Below are 25,979 nucleotides of genomic sequence, written 5' to 3'. Positions count from 1 at the left end.
TTGGCCACATCAGTGTTAGCCCCAACAAAGAAGGTGTAGACGAAAGTTTCTCCTGCACCAGTGGCAGAGATATCGATACTACCATTGAAGTTGTCATCACAATTGGTTTGGTTGGTATTGTTAGCCTCACCCATGGTGATGGTAGCAAGGTTTTCGGTCACTTCAATTACTTCTGGGTCTGTTGTACACCCAGTAGTGGTGTTGGTAGCTTCAACCGTATAAAAACCTGCATCTAATCCTTTGATATGATTGGTTGTTGCATCTGAAATAGTTACTGCAACTGCCTCTTCACCCTTTTTTGTTCCAATATTATCACCATTCACCAAGACATTGGCTATATCATTGGAAGACCCAAAATACCATGTGTATGAGTAATCATTAACAGGATCGCCAAATCCAGCCTCTGTTACTGTTGTGATTTCAATGGCTCCTTCAGGATGTGTTGTTCCACCAGGACAGCTTTCCACTTGAGTCATTGAGTTACCTGCAATTACTCCTAGCGTCGGGTTATTGTTTAATGAAATGGTAGCGGTATTTGCGCAGTTGTCAGCATTGGTAATACGTACAGTGTATTCATTGCTACCCACCTGTGCATTTAAACCAGACAATTCATGATTGGCGCCTCCTGATATTACTGGATTTGAGTTGTTGCCAGGATCTACTCCATCTGAAATTGGTGTTGAAGTATCGTCACCTAAAAACCATTCTACAGTATAGTCCAATGGCACAATACCTCCACTACCTTCATTTACTAAAGCTTGAATAGATCCATTGCCTATATTACAACTCGTATTTTCATCAACTTCAGTAAGAAGAATCACTGGGAAATTACCAGATGGGTCATCAATTACATCTATAGCGAGCCACCCAGTTTCACAACCCGTTGTAGTGTGAATTGCATATACTTCATAAGTACCAGCAGCAAGATCCGTAATACTATTCGCATCTTCATTTCCTGGAATTGAAGCATCAATGTCTATTTTTATGTCACTCCCTCCAAAATTCCGCCAAGACCAAGTAAAATCTGATTTTGATTCACCAAATACATTTGCAATAATGAGGCCATTTGGTGAGCCTGCATCACATGATGTGTTATTGTTAACAATAGAATTAGAAAAAGAAGGGTCATCTGAACCGTCAATAATAGTAATGTCGGTGTATGCAGAACAATCCGTATCATTATTTGTTACAAGAACTCGATAAGTATTATTTTCTAAATTTGTAAAAGTATAATCTCCATCGTCATCAGTAAATGGCCCAGCATACGGAGTCCCTACTGTAGTAGCACCTTCAAAAATCTCGTAGTCATACCCAGCAGCAGGGTCTCCAGAGTCTACAGTAGCGGTGATACGTTGTGTTCCATTTCCATCAATACAATAGGTGTCAGCTGTTTTAGTTTGTCTTACAAGTACCGGAGCTTCTTCATCTGCTTCTATTACCAAAACAATATCGTTTGCTTTACAACCGGTGATGTTATCGACCACAGATAGGGTATAGGTTCCTACATCCAAACCATCAAAAAGCCCAGTCGTGTTTTCATCCAATGGAGTACCAGAAGAACTACCGCCGGCAAAGAGCTGATAATAGTATGGAGCCACTTCAAAGACTATTCCATCCAAGAAGTTACCCACAGTTGCTCCACCTGCAGCACTAATAGCTTCAAATGAAAATCTAGTTACAGTTTGACCATTAGGGATAATATATTCTCCAGAGTATTCAACCCATGCAGTTTTACCTGTAGATGCTGTATATTCAATATTAGGTGTCGCGGCGGCGGGGTCATCGATTCTAAGTGCGACTACATCTGTGCCATTTCGCCCTCTATGAGCGAATGACCAAACCATTCGGATACCAGGTTTAGTTACAACATCAAAGTAAAAAGCGCCAAATCCATCTGAATTAATCTCTGCAAATTGCTCTCCTTCAAAGGCTGGTACACCTTGAAAGCCATCTTTCCAATATTCTAGATTGCCTGAAGCGTTGGTCGTTGACCATCCGTCTGCAAGAGATTGGTCAAATATTTTATAGGTTGATGAACCAAATGTTGAAGCAATGTCTGGTACTTCAAAACTACCATTGACTATAGCCTCAAATTCATCAGTGTCAACATCTGGCAAATTCATGCTTGTCGCATCAATTACCCCAGAGCCTGTATCTAGCACTCCATTACATGAGGCTATGTTTGCTACTATGACATCACTAAATCCAGCGGGAGAAATGTCAATTGGTTCTGTGGAGTCGTCTCCAATAGTGAAATAAGCACGGCCAACACAACCAGTAGCAGTTTCTTCAGTTGTAACTAAATAATTACCAGAAGAAAGAAGTTGAGCTACTTCACCTCTGGTTCCACTCGTAGTTTCTATTTCATTTTCGGCCAATGCATTAGAGCCAGAATAGTAGGTGAAAGTATAATCATTGATATTTCCCCCAACGATTTCTGCACTTGCAAGTCCATTTCCATTTTCTGAACATGACGTACTGTTAGATATGGTCATGTCTATTTCAGGTGAGTTAGAATTATCTAATACTTCAATAGTCAATGGATCTGAGATACATTTTGTGGTTTTATGTTGGACTGTAACTGTATAAAAACCAGCCTCAATATTTTTGTATTTTTGTCCAGAATTTCCAGAACCATTATTACCTGATGCACTCCAGTCAGGAGAAGCTTTTACTTCTGAACCGTCATACCAGTTAAAAGTGTAACTAGAATTAGCCCCATCTGAACCCGCAATAATATAACCACTATTTGGGTCTGTACAATCAGTGATATGTTGCACTTCAACTTCAAACACTCCAGGTTGTGCCTGATCAGAATCTACTGTTTCAGATAGTGTAGTCTCACAGCCTGAAGATTCATCTGTAACTACCACAGAATAAGTACCTACATTAAGAAAGTTAGCAGTCGCACCTTCGGATTTTATGGTGGTAAAATCATTACCAGTATACCAAACAAAATCAAATCCGTCAGTCACTTGTACGCCATCTACTATCACATAGGCGTCAAGTATACCATCTGGAACTTCACAATTGGTTAAATTCTGTGTTTTTGTAATTCCTACAGTAGGGGAGTTGTCTTCTGCTGTGATTGTAATTTCTTCAATATTTGAAATACACGAATTGCTTTGAGATTCACCGATTACCTGATAATTTCCAGCAGCTAGAGAAGTGTATCGGTTTCCAACAAAGACAGTATCATTGAAATTGTTATTTTGAAACCAATAAAAATCAAATCCAGAAGTTATTTCTCCACTGAGTTCATCTTTAACTCCTTCAATAACAACATTATCTATGTAATAAAACTCATCGTTTTGACTGTTTTTTACATTAGCAATGATTCTTATTTCGTTTCCAGTAATACCACTAGCCGTTGCTGTATAGATGCCAAAATTACCGGAGTTTTTACCAGAATTAAGTGTTACCCAACTTCCATCATCCACTTGGTAATATAGTCTCAAATAATCACCGTTTTCACAAGTAGCACTTGACCGTGTATCGACAGATATATTGACTGACTCATAGTCATTGAAATTTACATACTCTGTCATCCATTGAGCTTGATTATCTGTGTCTGCAAAGAATAATTCATTTGTAGATCCCGTAAATGAAACTTCTAAATTATCTGCACTAGAAGGAGCTGTTGTAAATTCCCAGGCAGTACTACCATTATCTACTTCTGTTCCAGCAGCTAAATCTTCGAAATCTTCATTCCAAATATCTTCAATTGTTGCTGAGATAGTCCCAAAATAGAAAACTCTTGCATCACCATTATCAGGAAAAGAAGGATCGCATTTTATGTTGTTACTCACGACTTCATGAGTCAAATCAAAAGGATCGGCGACAACTGCTGTAAAAGTTAAATTATTTGAATCGTCACATTCAGGGACAGGTCTGATAAAATTAAGAACAGGTGGGTGCTGCGATCCATCGTCATTGACAGATACATAAAGATCAAAGTCACCTCCGCTTCCAGAGACTAATGTGTTTATATCCATTGTAGCATCCACTTCAAAATCAGTGAATGTGGTATATATAGTATTCAATTTTGAGGATGAGGCTTCATCTGGAGATCCATTATAAAATGTAATTGGTAAGGAACCAGTTAATTCAATGTCTCCTGAGTTTTGTATAACAATGGTAATGTCAAAATCACCTTCTGGACATTGAGCAGCTCCAACACTTGATATTTCAACTAACTCCACATCCGGAGAAACGTAAGAGGGGCAACCTGTTTCATTCAGATAAGGTGCCTGATTTAAGAAAGCATTAAGCGGTCTATTGTCACCTGTGGTACAGACGTTTGTAGAAAAAACTTTCCCTGGGTCCTGTTGGTTGGTGGGGATTGTTAAGTCATCATTGATATTGACATTGAAATAGGCATGCTGATTCCAAATAGGTCTGGACGGTTGCCAGTTTTCCCCACCATCTGCTTCGAATACTCTAATATGAGCATATTGTCCATTGCTATATGGAGTAAATGGGGTATTGTCATCAAATGAACATGACACACAAATTTCACTAGCTCCATCTCCGTCAACATCAGCAACTACTGGATATTCTTCAAAAGTTCTTGATGTACATTTGATTTGTTTTAAAGAAGTTCCTGTTGTGCCATCTATAATATGGACATATTGCTCACCTCGGTAGATGATTTCAGCTGCTTTGTCATCATTAAAATCAAAAACCGTACAGCCAGTAAATCCTGAAGAACCTTCATTAATGTCTTTATAACCAGTGCCACTTCCTTCAAACCAAGTGGATAAAGGTGTCATATTTTCATCTAGTGCGTAGAGCCTTTCAGCAGAAACGAAAGTACAGTTCATTTCACCATCTCCATCAATGTCTGCTATATTTATGCGACCTGTACCGGCTGACCAGTTTTGTGGAACTACATAACTGATCGCACTGAAATTATCAACGTCCCAAAAATAAACAGCAGTCTTGATTGATCCACTAACATATTGACCGCCACTGATAAGAACATCAATATGACCATCTTGATTATAGTCAGCTACACTTGCCGTATTAAAATTCCATCCCCATCCATTTTTAATGGCAAATTCAGATCCTGCAGGTAAAATGTCATTGATATCCCTTTCAAGCGTTCTCGTGTTTGTAGCAATATCTACCGACCAAACTTTGCCACCACCTACTATTTCGAGCCCTTCACAATTTGCACAATCTTCATCGTCCAGAATATCTATAGCAATTGTACCATGGATTACGTCATCTTGAAAATTTCCTGAGCCAGCAACAATGACAGCTCCTGTATGTGCATTTCTAATTTCATTTCCATGAAGTAATTCAACAACTCCGTCACCGTTAAAATCAGCAAGAGATATCAAACTTACTTTATTTCCAGTATTAGTATTTACTTTCCAATGTCTGGTCGCTAAGTCACAACTATACATAGCGAGATTACTATTCTTAAATCCTCGAACAAATATTTCAGCACAATCATCATCATCCAAGTTGGCAATGGCTACTGTTTTTGCAATATCAAATCCGACATCTAATGGTCCATGCTGAGTGTTTCCTGTAGCCCCATCTAAAACTGTTACTGTATTTAAATATCTATTAGTTGTAACTACTTCAGGTATTCCATCGTTATCGATATCTCCTATTGCAGGAGTTACAGAGTTGAACGCAGTTAAATTGTCTGATGACCATTGCAGTTTTATTTGAAATTCAGGATTTTGAGTAGCAGGGTCGTCACAGACTACAGAGTTACCAAAGTAAAACTCAGAACATTCATCAGTTCCAGAGCAGGCGCTGTCATAACAATCCACAAATCCATTGCTGTCGTTGTCTATCCCATCGTCACAAATCTCTTGTGCGAGTAATCGGTTAGAAATAAGACACAGGATGAGGATTATAATCTTTCTATAGCTATTCATACGATTGAGAAAAAGTTCTACTTTTTAATGCCTCATTGAACTGAAAAGTAACCAAGGTGCTTTTTAGCTGATCTGGTTTCATTTTTGGATTCAACATGGCCAATTTTGCTTTAAAGGTACTTGAAAAAAAATATCGTGTACTATTTTGATATAAAATATCACTAATGGAAGGTGTTTTTTCGATGAATTTACGGATATCCCCTATGGACTAGGTAAAAAATACGCCCATTATCTGGCCATAAATATGGATCCGCTACTCTCATTTTCACTATCCGAACAACTTATAAAGTAATAATACATACCATCAGGTAGAGCAGAACCATTGGATTTGGAGCCATCCCAAACGCAATCATCCACACTATCCGCATCATATGATATATCTCTAATACGACGACCTTTACTATCAAAAATGACTACCTGACAATCGGTACCTCCAACGTTTGATACATTCCAGCAATCGCCTATTCCATCACCGTTTGGAGTGAAATTTTTATCTGCTCTAATGCCTGGCACTCTTAAGGTGACAGAGTCCATTTCCTGACAACCCAATAAATCAATACCATATACCTTAATTAATCTATTATTTTGGGCAGCTACTTGTACCGTGTTCTGTGTGCTGTCATCTATATATATGGCTGGCTCCCAAGCGGGCTCTGTTGCATCTAATACACCAAGAGTAATTGTAGAAGTGCTTTCCTCAACATTCACAATTTTACCGAGAGTAGGATCATTTTCTAAAGTATTAGGATTTTGCACACCAATCTGAATACCACCAGTGGTATAATTAGTGATGTTGACCGGATCCGTCGAGAATCCACATTTGATAGAATTTACGAGTTGGACATATACTTCGGATTCACTACCTACATCCAAAACGGCATTTGTTCCAACAGTATCTTGCTGAATTACCCAATGATAAGATGTAAATGTATCACTAACTCTAATACGTAAATCAGCTTCTTCACATTTTTCAAAATTGTCAGGGTCAGTATTGTCTGAAATGATCAAGTCCACATCTGTAGGAGTAGCTTCTACGCTGATGGTTTGGGTAGTTGGCTGATAGGTACAATCTTCATCAGCAATCCCATCATATTTAGCGGTGAGACTGACCATTTTATCTCCCGTAGTAGCAAAGTCATGACTTACACTATTTCCAACCTCTGTGTCTTCTCCCGCATAATCCCAATTGTTAATAATCACTAAACCATTGGCTCCAGTTGAAGTCGCCGTGAAATCAACTGCTACACTTTCACAAATCGTAGCGTCAGAAGAAGTAAAAGAAGAAGTAGGAGGTGCGATTGTTGTAATAGTTCGAGTCGCACTTGTATAAGTACATATGCCATCACTAATAGAAATGCTATAATCTCCAGCAGCATTGGCAACTAGGAGTGAAGGATTAGTTTCTGCCGGAGAGAAACTAGCACCATCCAATTTCCAATCGTAGGTGTAGTCGGTTCCGAAATTCGTGGCTGAGAGGTCAAGTGATGAGCCATTGCAAAAATAATCGATTGCCGTATTTTGAACTGATATGATTGGCAATGAGGTGACGGTTATGACTTGAACAGCAGAAGACTTCTCACAACCTAAACTTGAGAATGCTGTAACATAATACTCACCTGATTGATCTGAACTAATGTCTGTAATCACTGGGTTTTGATCCGTGCTGGAATAATTATTTGGCCCAGTCCATAAATATGAGTCAGTTGTTCCAACTGCGCCTGGCGTTCCTGTGAAGGTTATATCATCTCCACTACAAGGAGTGTTGTCGTCGACACTAATGGTAGGAGGGTCAAAAGATTCTCCAGGTGTTGTAATAGTTATGGGATCAGATTCAATCTGGCAGCCAGTATTATCTTCTATGATAACTGTATAGTCACCCGCTACTCCTCCATCGCTTTCATCAATCAATAATGTATTTGAATTCTCAGCTAAATCTCCTCCATCCTTCATCCATTTGTAACTAAATCCTGATGATGGCGCTATCAAATTGACGGTGGATGCATCACACAATGCTGTTGAACCATCTGGCCTAATGATAGGTGTGTAACAAACTTCATTGAGTCTTACTGCAAGATTACCAGTGGCAGAAGAGGTGGATCTGTTGGCATAAATGAAATCTGGTCTACCGTCATTATCAATGTCAGCAACAGAGATGTTTCTAGCATTATTTGCATTTGTTTGAGTCACTAATCCAACACTATAGCTTGAAGCAGCAATAGATGAGGCATTTGTATTCATTATGGTGTAAAATCCATTTTCTATTTCTGATCCGATAATAATATCTAAATCATCATCTCCATCAATGTCTCCCAAATCAAGTCCCCAACTTTGTCTAATTCCTGAAAGTGTGAACGCCGTGCCCATTGTTACATCAGTCCCTGAATTAGTCGTAGTATTTTCTACAATCTCAATCACATTATTACTAGATACATCCGAGTTTGTGAGTATTACATCAGAGAAACCATCCTTGTCTAAATCGCCTACCTTAAGTGTTCTAACACTTGTTTGAGTTGTGAAGAAAGAAGGCGTTCTGAAAGCAATATTGTCGACTTGACTATTGTTCTGAAAAATATAGAAGCCACTTTCTGTGAAATTTGATGCGATGATTTCAGGAAAACCGTCATTGTTCATGTCAGCGATATCCAGGCCACCTAGTCCAGCAGACCCACTGTTTGTTGATGCTGATAAAGATTCTGGGTCTGATACAAAATCGATATCAGCCAAGGTACTTGTATTGATAAAATAGTAAACAATATTTTCGTCCTCAGTGGCTACTGCAATCTCTGGCAATCCGTCCAAATCAAGATCTCCAAGTGCTAATCTTCCTGGTTTTCTAAAGTCACCTTCGTCATTGGTTGGAATAACCCATTCTTCTCCGGTAGAAAAATTTCCAGCACCATCATTTAAATAAGTATAGATACTTCCCTCATTTCCTAATTGATTTGCAACTAGGTCAGGGAATCCGTCACCGTTTATATCGCCACATATCACATTGGTAGTTGTAAATCGGCTTTCTACCACTACTGCTGGTTCTACAAAATCAACGGTACCAGCAGCTGAAGTTTCGTTCATGTATAAGATTACACCATCCGTACTTCCTGCATTTGATAAAGCCACATCTAACAATCCATCATTATCAAAATCACAAGTACAAAGATCCTGTGTTTGAGTTTTTCCGGTAGCGAACGTTGTTTGATCACTGACGTTATTTAGCATGTCATCTCCATCATCAATTGATTGTCCATCAAAAGAAAGATTGAATTTTTCAAAAGAATAGCCAGATCCATTTGTAGAATGCAAAAGTTGAATTTGATCGAAAGTAGCTCCGAAGGGTACTTCAACTGTTATCATATTATCATTAACAACAGTAAGGTTTGCTCCCTGAGCACCTCCGAAAAACACAGTAGACACACCAGTAAAATTGCTGCCTGAAATGTTAATTTCCTGGCCAACCCCAGCGGATGTAGGATTTATGCTATTAATATAAGGTGCCTGAGCTATTGTTGAGGTATAAACCAACATCAATAATAGAAACGTTATTATATGCTTAGTCATTTGATTATTCATACTTATCACTGATTATTCCACCACATTTAAAATATATACATGGTTCAGGTTTTTACGCTTACTCCACTTTTCCTGCTCTTCTTCGGCAATACCCATTGTAGCACCTTTGTGCACAACCACCACATACTTTTTATCTTCCAAAGATTCAAGGTGCCCTACCAATGAACCATGAAAACCCATTTCAAATATCTTATCACTATAATCTTCAGCCTCTTCATAGCTATCAAATTCTCCAGCAACGACGTGGTGTCCTGCAGGCAGTTCCAAAATATTGCCCGGTACTCGTCGATGTGTGTTTGGAGGTAATTCGGCATGGTCAGGCGTATCTGTCAAAGCATCGTGCCATTTCAATTCTTTGGTTCGGGTACTATCAGCACGTGTCTGAATATACGTAGCACCGATCTCCCAAATTCCTTTGTCTGTAGTTCTGTGTTGCAAAGGAGTGTCATGATCAATAGTTTCACTCACAATGGTGGAACCAGATGTCGTGGTATTATTCTCTGGAGTAGTTGTGACTGGCTCTTCTGTAGTATTTGTTTGTTGCGCTACTTGAGTTGCTGCAGTAGCAGCGGCTGCAGCGGCCGCGGCTTGCTGAGCTCTTTGCTCGGCTGCTTTGGCTCTTTGTTGTGCTAGATATTGACTACGAGAAGAACTCTTTGATTTCTCGTGCTTTGATTTCTTAAAGTTGTGAATAAAAGAAACGGCTTGTTTTTGATTTTTCTTTTTATCACCTAACTGTAATCCAAGGCTGATTTCGAATGTTCCGGAGGTGGCACTTTCTAATTCTGATTGACCATATTCATAAGCGAAACCAATGGCTCCTTTTTCTTGGATTTTAATTCCAAATAATGCACCCATTCCATAGTCCTGTCTGTAATTCAACCCTGCCCATATCACATGACCTATATGTGCTACCACTGCAGCTTCATACTGGGATAGGTTGTCTATCGAGAATCGGTATATTAGATGTGGCTCAATTGAAAAATCCCTGTTTACTAAATGTCTATAATTGGCTTGAACCACGAAATCCTTGTACGGTTCAACAACTATTTCGCTAAACCCATTGGCATCAACTATATCTCTTCCAATCAAATTTGGAATAGATAGTGCAACGTTAAAATTCTCATAATAATAGGAGACCCCTAAGTCTGCCATTAAATATGAGGTGCTGCTTTGTGATAATGCCAGCAATGTAGGGTCGATGCCAGCGTCTAAATCATAACTGGTATAACCACCACCAATTGACATACCAAATCGGATAAATTGTTTTCGATCTATTTCTAACAGATACCCACCAGTCACTTTAGCTCCAGAAGTGACAATTGCATTTTCATTGTTGTTAAATGCCATGGCCCCTACTGAAATATTGTTTTCTAAAGGAGTACTAAAACTTATATGTGAATATGCTGGCGCACCTTCTAATCCTAGCCATTGTTGGCGATAGGTACCGAAAAAAGTAGTGTACCCCGTAGCTCCTGCATAGGCAGGATTCATAACATAGGGATTCATGAAAAATTGGCTGTAAATTTTTTGATCTTGAGCGATAAGACCATGACCTGCAAGAAATAAAGACAGCAGGATTATTAATGTAATTTTTTTCATATGCTACACACCTGTATGTTAAAGCAAAAGACTATATGTTGAGTTCTTTTTTTTCACAATTTGTATTGTTCAAATCTAATTGAATTATACAAACTAGAGAAATTAGATCGGACTCAATACAATAATTGCTAAAAATCTAAATTATTATGAAAACGTGAATTTATTTTGCGCATTGTGCTGTGTGATTGATGATAATGTTTTAATTATTGTATTTTGCAATTCTTAGTGTGCAAACTGAATGGTAATAAGAGAATCATGAAAAGGATATTAATTATAGGAATGTTGTTGATTTCATTCACAAGTCAAGCTCAGTTTTGGTTTGGTCCAAAGTTTGGAACCCAGATAATCATTCCTCAATATCAAGCTAAATCACACAAGGACACATTCAAAATATCCAATAATATAAATTGGCATGCAGGTATTGCCATGGATTACTCTACAGAAGGACATTTCGAAGTGCATACTGAAATTGTTTACGCACGAATCAACAATAGAACAAGAGCTAAGTCCTTATATCCTGATCAAAGTTTAGATAACAAAACAGTTAATCATTTTCTTACAGCACCACTAATGGCTAGAGTAGTCTTCATGAAAAATAGCCGATTCAAAGTATTTGTAGAGGCAGGCCCAAGATTGAGTTGGTGGCTCGGGGGCAAAGGGAGTATCGTGTCAGATGAGACTGAGGAGAATGCTTCTGTTCTAGGACAGGCCGTGGATTATGACGTTCTTTTCTTAAATGAAGAAATGGACGAAATAAATACTGGAGATTATAATGATAAATTAATTGTCACTAAACCTAATCGTTTACAGTACGCGCTTGACTTTGGTGTAGGATGGTTGTTTGATATTACACCTTCACAACGAGTAATAGTGGATGCTAAATTTAGTTGGGCACACTCCAATATGGCGTTTAATGAAGGAGTGGCTTTTAGCAATATCAATGAATACAAAGAGGATATGGAGTATAGATCCCACATGCTAATGATATCTGTTGCTTACATGTTTGGATATAATCCAGCACTTACTACTAAAGGGAAGAGTACTTCCAATGTTGGTGGGAAGAAAGCCAAGAAATATAAGAGGTAGTATTATTTTTTTCGTGGCATCAAATGCTCATCTACTATACTTCTTAGAAATGTTTTACTTGTATTGATAGTAGGATCGCTGTATACATAAGCCGACAAATCTGCAATAACCCCAGGCTTATATCCTAGCTTCAAAGCAATTTTTTCGCAAAAGTCAATTTCTGATTGGAATACTTTTCCATCCACTTTCATTAATTGCACGATATTAAATAGGTATTCAAATTTTGTGTCAGGAGCTAAATCCTGAAGATCAGGAATAGGCATCGGGTTGTCAATAATCGTTTCAATATCATCTTCAGTAAGCCCATGCAAATTCCCAAGATAATGGATCATCTTAGATTCTGGTTCTGCGATAAAATTATCAACCTTTGACAGGTGAACAAGCAAACTTAATTGCTGTTTTACATCTAACTCTGAAGACATATATATATTGATTTAGGCTGTGTTCTTGATTCTTAAAGAAAGTACAAGTTCAGTAATTTGTTTCTAATATTCAAATTAAATGAAATTTTGAATTATATAATTTAATAATTGCTATTGATAGAAAAATATTTTTAAAAAGTTGAATTAAATTTTGGTTCTGGTATTTTCCTGAAATATAATTGCATTAATGAAAATGATAAACAACAATACAAACTGGTGGTGGAGCATTTTGCAAGCGAAATGTGATCGGAACTAGTATGTATTGAAAAATATAAATAGCAAAAGCCCCGATCTTCGGGGCTTTTTTTTTGCCAAAAATCGACATGAAACAAATAAAAATATATTCAAAGACTAGAGAAATACTTGGAGATATATTGACTCCAGTTAGTCTTTATTTAAAAATACGCGATCGGTACCCTAATTCTTTCTTGCTTGAAAGTTCGGATTATCATGCCAAAGAGAATAGTATATCGTATATCGCTTTTTCTCCCTTAGCCGAATTTAAAGTGGAGAAAGGATTCGTTATAGAACAGCTGCCAGATGAATCTGCAAGTTTTTTTCCTTTAAGTGAAGTAAACGCACTTGATAGATTTCAGCAGTTTCTTGCTACTTTCTCAACCCAAAGAGATAAAAGTGCAGGCTATACCAAAGCTGGTTTGTTTGGATTTACATCATACGAAGGAGTACAATTATTTGAAAACATCTCTTTTGACTCCAATAAGAAGAAGAATTTCGAGATTCCACTGATGCAATATTTCTTCTTTGAGTATGTCATTGCTTTTGATCATTTCTCTAACAAAATTTTCATTACGCATAATGCACTTGAAGATACCAGTCAATGCTATAATTTAGATGAGATAGAGATGCTCATTTCTTCAAATAATACGCCTGAATACTCTTTCCAATCTGATGGAATTGTGGAATCAAATATGACAGATGAAGAGTACAGGGAAAGTGTAATCCGAGCAATTGAGCATTGCCAGCGAGGAGATACATTCCAAATGGTATTGTCTAGAAGCTTTAGTACAGCATTTAAAGGGGATGAATTTCTGTTGTATAGAGCGCTTAGAAGTATCAATCCATCGCCCTATTTATTCTACTTCGACTTTGGGTCATTTAAAATATTTGGATCGTCACCAGAAGCACAATTGGAAGTGAACGATGGTCATGCAGCTATATTTCCAATTGCAGGTACTTATAAACGAACTGGTGATGATGAGCAAGACGCATTGGCTGCAAAAGCCTTGTCTGAGGATGAAAAAGAAACATCAGAACACGTCATGTTGGTGGATTTAGCAAGGAATGATTTAAGTAAATCTGGAGATAGGGTAATCGTAGAAAAATTCAAAGAGATTCAATTTTTTTCCCACGTGATACATTTGGTTTCCAAAGTCTCCACTTTTTTAAAACAAGGAAAAACAGCGTTGGATCTAGCTGCGGATACTTTTCCAGCGGGTACACTGTCTGGTGCGCCTAAACACAGAGCCATGCAACTCATTGACGAATACGAAAGCACACAAAGGGGTTATTATGGCGGAATGATTGGGTTGATGGATTTTCATGGCAATTTTAATCATGCGATTCTAATCAGATCATTTTTAAGCCAAAACAACAAACTTCATTTCCGAGCTGGAGCAGGAGTGGTAGCCAAATCTAATCCTGACAGTGAAGTACAGGAAGTGTATAATAAGGTGGGCGCTTTACAGTCAGCCATTAAAAAAGCAGATCTTATCAACCAAAAACTTGAAGCACAGCAATAATGAAAACCTTAGTTTTAGATAATTACGATTCATTTACCTACAATCTGGTTCATATACTGAGAGAATTGGAAGGAGATGAGAGCATGGATGTTTTTCGCAATGATGAAATCACCTTGGAAGAAGTAGCCAAATACGATCGGATTTTACTATCACCAGGTCCTGGGTTGCCTTCAGAAAGTGGCATTCTCATGGATGTAATTAAAACTTACGCGAAAGATAAATCCATACTAGGCGTTTGTTTAGGCCATCAAGCGATAGGAGAAATATTTGGGGCTAAACTTTATAATCTACCCACGGTTCTTCATGGTATTGCGACGAATGTTAAAATTCAGGCCAAAGACCCATTGTTTCATGGTATTCCAGAAAATTTTAAAGTCTGTCGCTATCATAGTTGGGCCATTGACCCAAAGCAAGTTGGTGATATGAAGATCACAGCAGTAGATGATCAGGGGGAGATAATGGCAATAGCACATAAAGAATATGCTGTAAAAGGAGTTCAGTTTCATCCTGAGTCTATCCTTACCGAACACGGCATCAAACTCATGGAAAATTGGATTAAAGCTTAAGTCAATGAAAGAGATTTTACAAAAACTGACGAACAATTATATCCTGACCCAACAGGAAGCCAAGGATACATTGGTGGAATTAGCTAATGGTGCTTACAATGAGAGTCAAATGGCTGCTTTTATGACTGTTTATTTGATGAGGAGCATTCGTACGCATGAATTAGCAGGGTTCAAAGAAGCGATGCTTGATCTATGTAAACCTATTGATCTGAAAGGTTATGATGCCATGGATATGTGTGGAACCGGTGGAGATGGAAAGGACACATTCAATATTTCAACCACCTCTTGTTTTGTAGTTGCCGGAGCGGGTCAGAATGTAGCCAAACATGGAAATAATGGTGTTTCTTCCATGTGTGGGTCATCTAACCTTTTGGTACATTTAGGCTATGAATTCAAAGCAGATGAAGCGAATTTGCGAAAAAGTTTAGATCATGCTGGGATTTGTTTTCTGCACGCACCCTTATTTCATCCAGCCATGAAAAATGTAGCGCCTGTGAGAAGAGATTTAAGTTTAAAAACATTTTTTAACATGTTAGGGCCTCAGGTTAATCCTAGTCGACCTGAAAAACAGCTGATCGGTGTGTATAATCTTGAATTGGCTCGACTGTATCAGTATTTGCATCAAAATGAGAATCGAGAGTGTGCCATTGTACATGCGCTCGACGGTTACGATGAGATTTCTCTTACAGGAGCATTTAAGGTCATTACAAATCAAGCCGAAAGAGTCTACTATCCAGAAGATTTGGGATTGAACCCCGTTACCCAAGAATCGATTAATGGAGGAGATACAATCGAAGATTCTGCTCAGATCTTTCTTAATGTCTTAAAAGGTGAGGCATCCAAAGCACAAACTGAAGTGGTATTGGCAAACGCTGGTCTAGCATTGACAATTGGAAAGGGCTTGACTGATATCAAAGAAGGTGTAGCTATGGCTCAAGAGTCAATAGATTCTGGTGCTGCCTACAAGTGCTTCAAAACATTTTTAAACCCAAATAAAACTCAAATACCAGTCACAAAGCCATGAATGTATTAGATAAAATAGTGCAGACTAAAAAGGAGGAATTGACCTATCAGAAATCGTTGGTTACCATTGATGATTTAATCAAATCCAGTTATTTCGACCAACGATGTCACTCTACTGTTGCTAATTTAGAATCTGCCGCTCCTTACGGGATCATTTCAGAATTCAAAAGACAATCACCGTCTAAAGGCGTTATAAATGATCAAGTTGATGTAGCACAAGTGGCAAAGGGGTATTGTGAGGCTGGAGCTTCGGCTATTTCTATTCTTACTGATCGCGATTACTTTGGAGGCAGTGTAGAAGATTTGCAAAGAGCCAGGAAGCACATGACTTGTCCCGTTTTAAGAAAGGATTTCATTATTGATGAATATCAGATCTATAAGACTAAGGCAATTGGAGCAGATTTGATGCTGTTGATTGCAGCAATTCTAACAAAAGAGGAAATTATTAGGTTCACTGATTTAGCCCATCAGTTGGGTCTGGAAGTGCTCTTGGAAATACACAATGAAGAGGAGTATCGCGAGGGGTATTATGATGCAGTGGATATTTTGGGAGTGAATAATCGAGATTTGAAACGGTTTAAAACTACCATTCAAAATTCCATAGACTTGGCAAAAATTTTACCTAAGGATCAATTGAAAATTTCTGAAAGTGGTATTTCTTCTACTAAAGAAATGGACATTCTGGCAGCAGAAGGGTATAAGGGCTTTTTGATAGGAGAGCAGTTTATGAAACACGCAGATCCAGCAAATGAATTAAAAAAATTCATGAACACACAACTCACAAAAGGATGAAAATAAAAGTCTGTGGCATTCGAAATCAATCCAATTTAGCATTTCTCAATGCTGGTGAGGTAGATTTTATTGGCTTTATTTTTTATGCAAAATCGGCTCGTAATTTCGAAGATGGCGATATTAAAAATTCCATTCATTCGACCAAGAAAAAGGTGGGCGTTTTTGTGAATGAATCACTCGATCAAATCATGCAAATAGCTGAAAGACATGAGCTGGATTATTTACAGTTGCATGGCGATGAATCACCAGAATATTGCCTGAAATTAAAAAATAAAGGCTTTGGATTGATAAAAGCCTTTGCGATACAAAATGCCTTGCCAGATGATTTGAAGTCCTACGAATCGGTGGTGGATTATTTTCTTTTCGACACGAAAGGAGCTTCATACGGTGGCAATGGGACACAATTTGATTGGACTGTGTTAAGCCAATATAATCTGGAAAAACCTTTTATACTGAGTGGCGGTATCGGGCCTGATGATGTTGAAATGATCAAACATTTGGAGCATCCAAAGCTATTCGCCATCGATGTGAATAGTAGGTTTGAAATAGCTCCTGGAGAAAAGGACGAACAAAAATTGAAAGTATTTTTTGAAGAATTAAAGAGTAAAAGATAGATGGAAACCAAGTTGAATCCCGATGAACGTGGGTATTTTGGAAGTTTTGGAGGTGCATTTATTCCTGAAATGATGCAGGCCAATGTGATGGAGCTCAAAGAAAACTATGAAAAGATCATAGCTAGTTCAGACTTCAAAACTGAGTTTGAAAAATTATTGACCGATTATGTAGGGAGACCATCTCCACTTTATTTGGCTACTAGATTGTCTGATAAATATGGAGCCAATATTTACCTCAAAAGAGAAGACCTGAATCATACTGGATCTCACAAGATCAATAATGCTTTAGGGCAAATCATCTTGGCTAAAAAGCTTGGGAAGAAAAAAATAATTGCTGAGACCGGAGCAGGTCAGCATGGAGTGGCTACAGCCACTGCTTGTGCATTGATGGGCTTGGAATGTGTGGTATTCATGGGTGAAGTAGATGTGGCTCGTCAAGCACCTAATGTAGGAAGAATGAAAATGCTTGGAGCAACAGTAGTACCTGTCTCATCTGGTAGCAAAACACTGAAAGACGCTACCAATGAGGCGATGAGATTTTGGATTAGCAATCCATTTGACACGCACTATATCATTGGTTCAGTAGTGGGACCGCATCCATATCCAGATATGGTTGCACGATTTCAGTCTATTATTAGTGAAGAAATTAAAAATCAATTGAAGGAAGCGACGGGCTCAGAATTCCCTGATCGTGTGATTGCATGCGTGGGAGGGGGTAGCAATGCTACAGGAGCCTTTTTTCATTATATCAAAGACGAACAAGTTGAATTAATTGCAGCAGAAGCCGCTGGTAAAGGTTTGGAGTCTGGTTTCACCGCTGCAGCTACTTTCAAAGGAAAGAGTGGTATTCTGCATGGCAGCCAAACCTTATTTATGCAGACGGATGATGGACAAGTGGTAGAGCCACATTCTATTTCTGCAGGGTTAGATTACCCTGGTATTGGTCCTGCATTGGCTCATTGGTTTGAATCGGGCAGGGTAATTTTTGAAGCGGTAACTGATGATGAGGCTATAGCCGCAGGTAAAGAACTGTGCACATTAGAAGGGATCATTCCTGCTGTAGAATCTGCACATGCTTTGGCGACTTTGGATAAGATCAAGATTGTTCCTGGTGAAACCATTGTGGTGAATTTATCAGGAAGAGGGGATAAGGATCTTGAAACTTATTTAGACAAACTCTAATAAATTAATCTCAAACTCGAATCAATTTCTGTAATGGAAAATAGAATAAATAACTTACTAAAAAACAAGGACAACATTCTGTCTATTTATTTCACAGCTGGATATCCAAGACTCGAAGATACTGTAAAGGTCATAGATCAACTTGTAGAAAGTGGAGCGGATTTGTTGGAGGTCGGTGTGCCCTTCTCAGATCCAGTGGCCGATGGTCCCGTGATACAGCAAAGCAATACGAGAGCCATAGAAAATGGCATGACTGTGAAGCTGCTTTTCGAACAACTGAAAGATGTACGAAAGAAAGTAGACGTGCCATTAATTATGATGAGTTCATTGAATCCCATCATGCAATATGGATTTGAGAATTTCTGTAAGAAATGTAAGGAAATTGATGTCGATGGATTGATCATTCCCGACCTGCCTATAGAGGAATATGTTGAAAGCTATAAGTCAATTGTAGAAGCCCATGGTCTGCGAAATATCATCCTTGTTACTCCAGCTTCAACCGATGAAAGGATTCGGTTAGTCGATGAGCATACCGATGGTTTTATTTACATGGTTTCTTCTTCAAGTACCACTGGTGAAAACAAAAATTTCACACTTGATTTTGAAGCTTTTGCCAAACGTTTGTCAGCGTTGAATTTGAATAATCCGCTGATAACAGGTTTCGGAATAAAAGATAAAATGTCCTTTGATCAGGTGTGCAAATTTTCAAAAGGGGGGATCATAGGTAGTGCTTTTGTTAATGCTCTATCTGAAGGTGCAGATGTAGCTGAAAGCATTAAAAAATTCATGGTTCAGTTTGATTAATCCTATTTTACTCAATTTAGTCTTGTCTAAATTTTACCTAATAACTTATTGTAAATCAGTGATAATACGAATTTTAAATTAATGAATTGATTTAAATATTCATTTCTGTATAGCTAAAGTGTCATATTGGATGCTTGTCTTGTGATTGATCTGTAATTATGGATGAGTTTTAGTGAAATAAATGTGGATTTGTCTTTGAGTGTCGGGCTAAAGAATAGTCGGTTAGCAATTGATAAGTGTTAATGCTGAATTGACCAATGTGCTTAATATAGCTGTCCGACTAATTGATTTAGAATTATTCTTTTTATTTTGGCGGTTCGATCTATATCAAACAACATCCAAAATTGATAAACTTCATTGGGTTTTGAGAATCCAATTTTTATTTACTAGGTAAGAATACTTGAGAATAATTAGTGGATTACATTCAAGTTAAAGTATGTAACTGGTGAGTGAAACTGATAGGTTTTTTTAGTTGTTGGTAGAGGCGGATTTGAATTAGAATTCTTAAAATCAATATGGAAGAAAGACAAGAAATTTTCGGTCACCCTAAAGGCCTTTACATCTGTTTCTTAACAGAAATGTGGGAACGATTTTCATTCTATGGAATGAAATTTTTATTACTTCTTTACCTCACAAAATATCATTTATTCACAGACGGATTAAGCTTAGATGTACTGGGTGCATATGCAGGCCTAGTGTATGCATTGCCTGTAATCGGTGGTATGCTAGCAGATAGATATTTGGGAATGAGAAAGGCCGTCATCTTTGGAGGTATCATGCTGTGCTTTGGGCACCTTGGATTGGCCTTCGAAGGCGAACAAGCTACCATGGTAGATGGGGTGTTAAATCAAGATGAATTTGCTTTAAATATTTTCTATTTATCACTTGCATTAATCATTGTAGGTGTTGGTTTTTTAAAGCCAAATATTTCGACAATTGTTGGTAAATTATATAAAGTAGGAGATGAAAGAAGAGATTCTGGATTTACTATCTTCTATATGGGAATTAACCTAGGTTCTTTTGCAGCCACCATTTTGTGTGGATATTTAGGAGAGAATTATGGCTGGGGCTATGGCTTCGGATTAGCTGGCATAGGCATGTTACTTGGGTTGATTGTTTTTCTCTGGGGGCAGCGTTTTTTACATGGTCATGCAGAACCAGAGAATCCCCAAATACTTAAAGAAAAAAGTGTCATTGGCCTAAATAATGAATTAACAATTTATTTGGGTTCGCTGGTAACAGTACCACTTATTTGGTTCCTAGTTCAATCTAATGCTATTGTACACAATACCCTGAATGCCATGGCATTTGGAGTTTTGGTTTGGTTGATTTGGTTCTTGTATAAAGAATGTGACAAAGTGGAGCGCGGCCGAATGACAGTATTGGCTTCCTTAACATTATTTACAGTGGTTTTTTGGGCCTTGTTTGAGCAAAGTGCTGCTTCTATGACTCTTTATGCAGATAGAGTGGTGGATCGAGTACTGCTTGATGTAACCTATATGCCAGGAGAAACCACAGGATTATATCTAATGGCTGTGGCATTTATAGCAATTCCACTATTGGTCATCTATTTCGGTAGAGAAAAATTTGCTGATATGAACGACTCTGAGAAGAAAATTTCAGGGTCTATTTTTGTACTTATCTCGTCTGTTTTCATTTATCTGGGCATTGATGCAATTGGTTTTGCAGGTGCAGTATCGGCATCTACATCAGGGCTTCCAGTCAAATGGGAAGTTACTGCAGTTCAAACTGGTTCATTGAATGCCATGTTTATTTTCCTATTGGCACCAATATTTGCCTGGTTGTGGACATTCTTAAGCAAACATAAAATGGAACCAGGCACACCGCTTAAATTTGGGCTAGGGATACTTCAAGCTGGATTGGGATTTGGTGCATTGGTGCTTGGAGCTACGATGCCAGACGCCTCTGGAAAGGTGGCTTACATCTGGATTGTGTTGGCTTATTTGCTTCACACGACTGGCGAACTTTGTTTGTCTCCTGTCGGGCTTTCTGCCGTAACAAAACTTTCTGTTCCTAAAGTTGTTGGATTTATGATGGGGGTATGGTTCTTAGCAACGGCCTATTCTGAGTTGGTTGCGGCACAGTTGGCTAAATTCGCGGCCATAGACACAGATGGCGGTGTAGTGACGGATGTAGCAGCTGCCAGTGCAGTTTATGCAGATTTCTTTTCTTCACTGATGTGGGTTGGTGTTGCCATTAGTGTGGTGCTGTTTGTACTTACGCCGTTGATGAAAAAAGGTATGCATGGAGTGAAATAAGCCAATCACTACGAAAATATTTAAAAGACCACTTCTAAAAAGTGGTCTTTTTTTATAGGCCAATATTGATCCATTCAGCCGTTATTTCAACCATTGATACGAGGCGGTTAAGTCAAGTAATTCATTCTTATTATATTCGTCAAATTTTAAGTTTGAATATATGAATGCAAAACAACAACCGGAGCTCTTTGGTCATCCTAAAGGACTGTTCTATCTTTTCTTTGCAGAGCTCTGGGAGCGATTTAGTTTCTACGGCATGCGTGCCCTGCTCACATTATATATGGTCAATGAAATGTTTCATGCTTCTGCCGATAGAGACAGCATAGCATTTGGAATATACGCAGCCTATGGTATGTTGGTATATGCCACACCAGCTCTTGGAGGTGTAGTTGCGGATAAATTATTAGGTTTTAGAAGAGCGGTCATGTTAGGGGCAGTGTTTTTCACAGCAGGTCATTTTATTTTGGCTATCGAACATCCAATCGCATTTTATTCTGCGTTGGGTCTCTTGATTGTGGGAAATGGTTTCTTTAAACCTAACATTTCTTCCTTTGTTGGGACCTTGTATGAAAAAGGAGATGTTCGAAGAGATTCTGGATTCACGATATTCTACATGGGGATCAATGTTGGAGCTGCTGTAGCTCCAATTCTTTGTGGATGGTTAGGTGCAACTTATGGATGGCATTATGGATTTGGTGCGGCAGGAATTGGCATGCTTACTGGTCTGATTGTTTTCTGGAAAGGATCTAAGAACGGAGTATTTGGTGATCATGGATTACCACCTTCGGAAGAAGCATTAAATGAAAATGTTTTTGGCTTAAAAAAGAAACATTGGGTACCAGTAGTTGCTGTTTTACTCGTTCCAATAATCGCCTATTTGATTCAATTTGGTGATTTTGTGCTGGAAGCATTTGGAAGCGTGATGTTCGAAGGAACGATTGTTTCATTCATATTCAATATTCTTGTGCTGGGAGTATTAGCCTATCTCATTTATACTTTTACTAAAGTGTCAGGAAAAGAGAGAGGCCAACTTTTTATGGTACTTTATATGACGCTTTTGATGACTGTATTCTGGGCTTTTTATGAATTGACAGGGAGTTTATTGACACTTTTCGCTGATAGAAATGTAGAACTAGTTGGATTCACTGCTGCAGGTACCAATGGTATCACAGCAATCTTTGTTGTTCTATTGGCCATTCCTTTTTCTGCAATCTGGATCGCATTGAAATCTAAAAATTTGAATCCAAGAACACCTTATAAATTTGCTATTGGACTATTACTTATTGGCGTTGGTTTTTATGTTTTAGCCATGAGTGGAGGATTTGCCAATAGTGAAGGTAAAGTTCCTATGATGTTTTTAGTTGTTGCCTATTTTCTTTTAGTAGTAGGAGAACTCAATATGTCGCCGGTAGGTTTATCCAAAATCACAGAGCTTACACCAAAGAAGCTGGTTGGTTTTATGATGGGGATTTGGTTTATGGCAGTGGCCTATGCCTTCAATATAGGTGGCTGGATCGGCCGAAGCATGGCTATCAATACAGATGATATTTCTTCAGCTTCCGGTATGGATTCACTAAATGTATATGTAGAAGGATTTGAAAAAATAGGAACTTTTGGTTTGGGACTTGGGTTGGTTGCATTGATTCTAGCCCCATTTTTAAAGAAACTGATGCACGAAGTGCATTGATATGATTTTCATTGATTGGTTATTTAAACTAAATACATAAAATATTGTATTATTCAAAGACATTCTATTATTTTTGAAATCTAAATATTTAAATAAAATCAATCTTAATATGAAGAAATTAATAATTTTATCAGCCATCTTTTTTGCCTCATTATCAGCTGCAAGTGCTCAAGAGCTAGGTATTAGATTTGGTGATGTACTAGGAAATGATGTAGCCATTGATGGGGTATTTTCAGTAGGTGAGTTTAGTAGGTTGCATGCTGATGTAAGTTTTGGAGATAATGTAGGTGTTGAGGTACTTTATGACTTTTTCTACAAACCGCTTGGCGATACACCAGGTTTGAATTGGTATATAGGTGTTGGCCCTTCTTTGTATTTTTCTGATCCTTTCTTTTTGGGCGCAAGTGGAGAAATAGGTTTAGAATACCATTTTGATTTTCCATTGGCATTAGGTGCAGATTGGAGACCAACCTTTTGGCTCATTGAAGAAACAGACTTTAGAGCTGATTCTTTTGGTATCAATGCCAGATTTGTATTCTGATAGGACAAAAACATCGACATAAAAAAATGCTCATCGGATATTCTGATGAGCATTTTTTTATATTTAAGTTTGACTCGGTATCATATTTCAATTACATCAAAGCAATCGAATATAGTATTCAATATTTTTAAAAAAAAGAGTAGATTCACAAAGTAAATATTAAGTATCATTGTATGATTATTTTTAACCAGATTTTTTTGAATAAGGTACTTACCATAATATTATTACTTTCATTTTTCTTAAAAATGGGATATGTCTTATTATCTCATTTTGAAGATTCCTTGATTGAAATAGCACTAAGTGAGGAACTCGAGGAGAGAGAAACGGAAGAGGAGAAGAAAGAAGAAAAAAAAAAGAACGGGGTAGATGAATGTATTTTGGAAGCTTGCGATTGTCAGAAAAGTTTGGGAATTGTACTAGAAAAATATTCAATACTTAAATTATTCAAAACTACCCACATCGTAAGTATCATTACACCACCACCAGAATTCAATTCTTGAATTAGGCATTTTTCATTGTCTACTGAATTTTGCAATTAATCCTATCATAAATCTTTACAGAGATTTGAAACATTCATACCATTGAATTAAAGGATAGGAAAAACAATACGTATTAAAAAATATTATATATGGAAACTATAAAAGAACTGTTGGCAGGAAACAACCAATGGGTAAGGAATACACTTAAAGTAAACCCAGATTTTTTTGACAAATTGTCACAAGGACAAAAACCACAATTTTTATGGATTGGATGTTCGGATAGTAGAGTGCCAGCTACTGAAATTACAGGCGCTGTACCTGGATCAATATTCGTACAAAGAAATATCGCTAATATGGTGGTTCATACAGACACAAACCTATTGAGTGTAGTACACTATGCAGTTAAAGTATTAAAAGTAAAACACATTATTGTTTGTGGTCACTATGGTTGTGGTGGTGTTAAAGCTGCAATGACCAATGAAGATTATGGTTTCTTAAATAACTGGTTGCTACATATTAAAGATGTATATCGAATGCATGAGAACGAACTGGATGCAATCAAAGATGAACAAAAAAGATTTGATCGATTTGTAGAGCTCAATGTAGTTGAGCAAGTACATGACTTGACCAAAATTTCATTTATTCAGGAATGCTGGAAGGAAGGAGAATTCCCTCAGGTTCATGGATGGGTGTATAGTCTTAAAGATGGGTTGATAAGAGACTTGGGCGTATCTGCCAATTCTAATAAGTCATTAGGACATGTTTATAAATATAAGCACGGCTAAGACTATTAAACCAATTGATAAAAAAGCATGTTACTCGCAAGAGTAACATGCTTTTTTTTATTCAAAAACTCTAAAATGTAATTACAAGCCTAACTAATTCAAATTTAATTCAGAATCACTTCCGAGAATTGAAGAAAAAAAGTCATGAATAATAATTTTGATATTTTCGTTGATCATTGGCATCAGATAGTGGTGATCTGGTCACAAATTCTTTTGTTTTGTTCAGCAATCATTCTGTTGTATTACGTCATAGTTTTAGCTCTCAAGCGGAATTTGGTAGAGAAGTATAATTTTATTAGTTCACATGAGGTTAAATATCTGTGGTATGCTGGGATGGGTTTATCATTTTCATTCGCATTTTTTTTGAATTCTTTGATTGTTAGGGTTCATGTAACACCGACAGAGTATGTTCTTGCAGTCAAAACCTTTATTTCATTAATCATTGGGGTATTATTCGCGAGTGCAATCAAAACTTACCTTAATGTTTATTATCCTTTTCGTTTAGAAAAAAGATTGAATAGCATTAGATTTCAAAAGAGAATTTCTCCAAATACAGGAAATGAAATGCGATTGCTAACAGAAAGCGAGGAAGATGTACATTTAACGAAGGAGATGATTGAGCATGAGAATATTAGAGCTTATGAATATGATGTTTGGTTGGATGAAACAAATGGTGAAAAGATTATAGAAAAATATGAAGTGAACCGACATCTCATCGTCTGTGATAGTTGTAATTATAGAACAGCCAGGGATATAAAGGAAGAAATCATTGAAGAACCAACCTATGATCGAGCTGGTGAGATGATTAGATTATATAAATGTACCTATTGTGGGCATGAACAACATAAAAAATCACATGTGGCTGCTTTGTCCAATGATTAATATTGAATTAA

18 protein-coding genes are annotated in these 25,979 nt (G+C 37.6%); 14 read left to right on the top strand and 4 right to left on the bottom strand.

The genetic code is table 11. The features are described from left to right. The 3 genes from ABJH98_RS08565 to ABJH98_RS08555 form a co-directional block, all read right to left on the bottom strand. The coding region (locus ABJH98_RS08565; RefSeq protein ID WP_348307240.1) for a hypothetical protein at positions 1–5,897 on the bottom strand (5,897 nt) is incomplete at its 3' end. Positions 5,898–6,125: 228 nt separating this feature from the next. Then, positions 6,126–9,452: an FG-GAP-like repeat-containing protein gene (locus tag ABJH98_RS08560; RefSeq protein ID WP_348307239.1), complete on the bottom strand. Its 3,327-nt coding sequence runs from the start codon at positions 9,450–9,452 to the stop codon at positions 6,126–6,128. A 24-nt stretch (positions 9,453–9,476) separates the two neighbouring features. Then, positions 9,477–11,066, bottom strand: a complete 1,590-nt coding sequence (locus ABJH98_RS08555) for a type IX secretion system membrane protein PorP/SprF (protein ID WP_348307238.1) — start codon at positions 11,064–11,066, stop codon at positions 9,477–9,479. Between the two features lie 255 nt (positions 11,067–11,321). On the opposite strand from ABJH98_RS08555, the gene ABJH98_RS08550 reads away from it, so the two are divergent. Next, positions 11,322–12,152 (top strand): outer membrane beta-barrel protein, encoded by an 831-nt coding sequence (locus tag ABJH98_RS08550; protein WP_348307237.1) that lies wholly within the window; start codon positions 11,322–11,324, stop codon positions 12,150–12,152. A 2-nt stretch (positions 12,153–12,154) separates the two neighbouring features. Here ABJH98_RS08550 and ABJH98_RS08545 read toward each other — a convergent pair whose 3' ends face one another. Next, complete coding sequence (locus ABJH98_RS08545; protein WP_348307236.1) at positions 12,155–12,574, bottom strand: TerB family tellurite resistance protein; 420 nt, start codon at positions 12,572–12,574, stop codon at positions 12,155–12,157. 323 nt (positions 12,575–12,897) lie between these two features. Here ABJH98_RS08545 and ABJH98_RS08540 point away from each other — a divergent pair, with 323 nt between their 5' ends. The 13 genes from ABJH98_RS08540 (at position 12,898) to ABJH98_RS08480 (ending at position 25,968) form a co-directional block, all read left to right on the top strand. Further along, on the top strand, positions 12,898–14,334 hold the full coding sequence (locus ABJH98_RS08540; protein ID WP_348307235.1) for an anthranilate synthase component I family protein: 1,437 nt from the start codon (positions 12,898–12,900) through the stop codon (positions 14,332–14,334). Next, a complete protein-coding gene (locus tag ABJH98_RS08535; RefSeq protein WP_348307234.1) occupies positions 14,334–14,900 on the top strand; it encodes an aminodeoxychorismate/anthranilate synthase component II in 567 nt (188 codons plus the stop codon). The genes ABJH98_RS08540 and ABJH98_RS08535 overlap by 1 nt, the downstream gene beginning before the upstream one ends. A gap of 4 nt (positions 14,901–14,904) precedes the next feature. Next, complete coding sequence (gene trpD, locus ABJH98_RS08530; RefSeq protein WP_348307233.1) at positions 14,905–15,924, top strand: anthranilate phosphoribosyltransferase; 1,020 nt, start codon at positions 14,905–14,907, stop codon at positions 15,922–15,924. Then, positions 15,921–16,715, top strand: coding sequence for an indole-3-glycerol phosphate synthase TrpC (gene trpC / locus ABJH98_RS08525; protein WP_348307232.1), 795 nt, complete (start codon positions 15,921–15,923; stop codon positions 16,713–16,715). Before trpD ends, trpC begins: the two co-directional genes overlap by 4 nt. After that, positions 16,712–17,329: a phosphoribosylanthranilate isomerase gene (locus ABJH98_RS08520; RefSeq protein WP_348307231.1), complete on the top strand. Its 618-nt coding sequence runs from the start codon at positions 16,712–16,714 to the stop codon at positions 17,327–17,329. The genes trpC and ABJH98_RS08520 overlap by 4 nt, the downstream gene beginning before the upstream one ends. Further along, the gene (gene trpB, locus ABJH98_RS08515) at positions 17,330–18,511 is read left to right on the top strand and encodes a tryptophan synthase subunit beta (RefSeq protein WP_348307230.1); all 1,182 of its coding nucleotides are present in this window, start codon (positions 17,330–17,332) and stop codon (positions 18,509–18,511) included. A 33-nt stretch (positions 18,512–18,544) separates the two neighbouring features. Further along, positions 18,545–19,315, top strand: a complete 771-nt coding sequence (gene trpA, locus ABJH98_RS08510; protein ID WP_348307229.1) for a tryptophan synthase subunit alpha — start codon at positions 18,545–18,547, stop codon at positions 19,313–19,315. Between the two features lie 515 nt (positions 19,316–19,830). Further along, positions 19,831–21,594 carry a peptide MFS transporter gene (locus ABJH98_RS08505; RefSeq protein ID WP_348307228.1) on the top strand — a complete coding sequence of 588 codons (1,764 nt, stop codon included), beginning with the start codon at positions 19,831–19,833 and terminating at the stop codon, positions 21,592–21,594. 160 nt (positions 21,595–21,754) lie between these two features. After that, entirely contained in the window at positions 21,755–23,281 is a 1,527-nt protein-coding gene (locus ABJH98_RS08500) for an oligopeptide:H+ symporter (protein WP_348307227.1), read from the top strand. 109 nt (positions 23,282–23,390) lie between these two features. Further along, a complete protein-coding gene (locus ABJH98_RS08495; RefSeq protein WP_348307226.1) occupies positions 23,391–23,822 on the top strand; it encodes an outer membrane insertion C- signal in 432 nt (143 codons plus the stop codon). 197 nt (positions 23,823–24,019) lie between these two features. Further along, positions 24,020–24,322, top strand: a complete 303-nt coding sequence (locus ABJH98_RS08490; RefSeq protein ID WP_348307225.1) for a hypothetical protein — start codon at positions 24,020–24,022, stop codon at positions 24,320–24,322. 128 nt (positions 24,323–24,450) lie between these two features. Next, the gene (gene can, locus ABJH98_RS08485; protein ID WP_348307224.1) at positions 24,451–25,086 is read left to right on the top strand and encodes a carbonate dehydratase; all 636 of its coding nucleotides are present in this window, start codon (positions 24,451–24,453) and stop codon (positions 25,084–25,086) included. Positions 25,087–25,230: 144 nt separating this feature from the next. Next, a complete protein-coding gene (locus tag ABJH98_RS08480; RefSeq protein ID WP_348307223.1) occupies positions 25,231–25,968 on the top strand; it encodes a hypothetical protein in 738 nt (245 codons plus the stop codon). Positions 25,969–25,979: the final 11 nt, after the last annotated feature.

Source organism: Reichenbachiella sp. (assembly GCF_039969095.1).
Classification (GTDB): Bacteria; Bacteroidota; Bacteroidia; order Cytophagales; family Cyclobacteriaceae; genus Reichenbachiella.
This window is presented reverse-complemented; position numbering and strand designations above follow the sequence as displayed.

What these genes read in the sequence shown, in the direction of transcription:
- ABJH98_RS08560 (WP_348307239.1), bottom strand. Translation starts at nt 9,452, where the DNA reads ATGACTAAGCATATAATAACGTTTCTATTATTGATGTTGGTTTATACC.
- ABJH98_RS08555 (WP_348307238.1), bottom strand. Translation starts at nt 11,066, where the DNA reads ATGAAAAAAATTACATTAATAATCCTGCTGTCTTTATTTCTTGCAGGT.
- ABJH98_RS08550 (WP_348307237.1), top strand. Translation starts at nt 11,322, where the DNA reads ATGAAAAGGATATTAATTATAGGAATGTTGTTGATTTCATTCACAAGT.
- ABJH98_RS08545 (WP_348307236.1), bottom strand. Translation starts at nt 12,574, where the DNA reads ATGTCTTCAGAGTTAGATGTAAAACAGCAATTAAGTTTGCTTGTTCAC.
- ABJH98_RS08540 (WP_348307235.1), top strand. Translation starts at nt 12,898, where the DNA reads ATGAAACAAATAAAAATATATTCAAAGACTAGAGAAATACTTGGAGAT.
- ABJH98_RS08535 (WP_348307234.1), top strand. Translation starts at nt 14,334, where the DNA reads ATGAAAACCTTAGTTTTAGATAATTACGATTCATTTACCTACAATCTG.
- trpD (WP_348307233.1), top strand. Translation starts at nt 14,905, where the DNA reads ATGAAAGAGATTTTACAAAAACTGACGAACAATTATATCCTGACCCAA.
- trpC (WP_348307232.1), top strand. Translation starts at nt 15,921, where the DNA reads ATGAATGTATTAGATAAAATAGTGCAGACTAAAAAGGAGGAATTGACC.
- ABJH98_RS08520 (WP_348307231.1), top strand. Translation starts at nt 16,712, where the DNA reads ATGAAAATAAAAGTCTGTGGCATTCGAAATCAATCCAATTTAGCATTT.
- trpB (WP_348307230.1), top strand. Translation starts at nt 17,330, where the DNA reads ATGGAAACCAAGTTGAATCCCGATGAACGTGGGTATTTTGGAAGTTTT.
- trpA (WP_348307229.1), top strand. Translation starts at nt 18,545, where the DNA reads ATGGAAAATAGAATAAATAACTTACTAAAAAACAAGGACAACATTCTG.
- ABJH98_RS08505 (WP_348307228.1), top strand. Translation starts at nt 19,831, where the DNA reads ATGGAAGAAAGACAAGAAATTTTCGGTCACCCTAAAGGCCTTTACATC.
- ABJH98_RS08500 (WP_348307227.1), top strand. Translation starts at nt 21,755, where the DNA reads ATGAATGCAAAACAACAACCGGAGCTCTTTGGTCATCCTAAAGGACTG.
- ABJH98_RS08495 (WP_348307226.1), top strand. Translation starts at nt 23,391, where the DNA reads ATGAAGAAATTAATAATTTTATCAGCCATCTTTTTTGCCTCATTATCA.
- can (WP_348307224.1), top strand. Translation starts at nt 24,451, where the DNA reads ATGGAAACTATAAAAGAACTGTTGGCAGGAAACAACCAATGGGTAAGG.
- ABJH98_RS08480 (WP_348307223.1), top strand. Translation starts at nt 25,231, where the DNA reads ATGAATAATAATTTTGATATTTTCGTTGATCATTGGCATCAGATAGTG.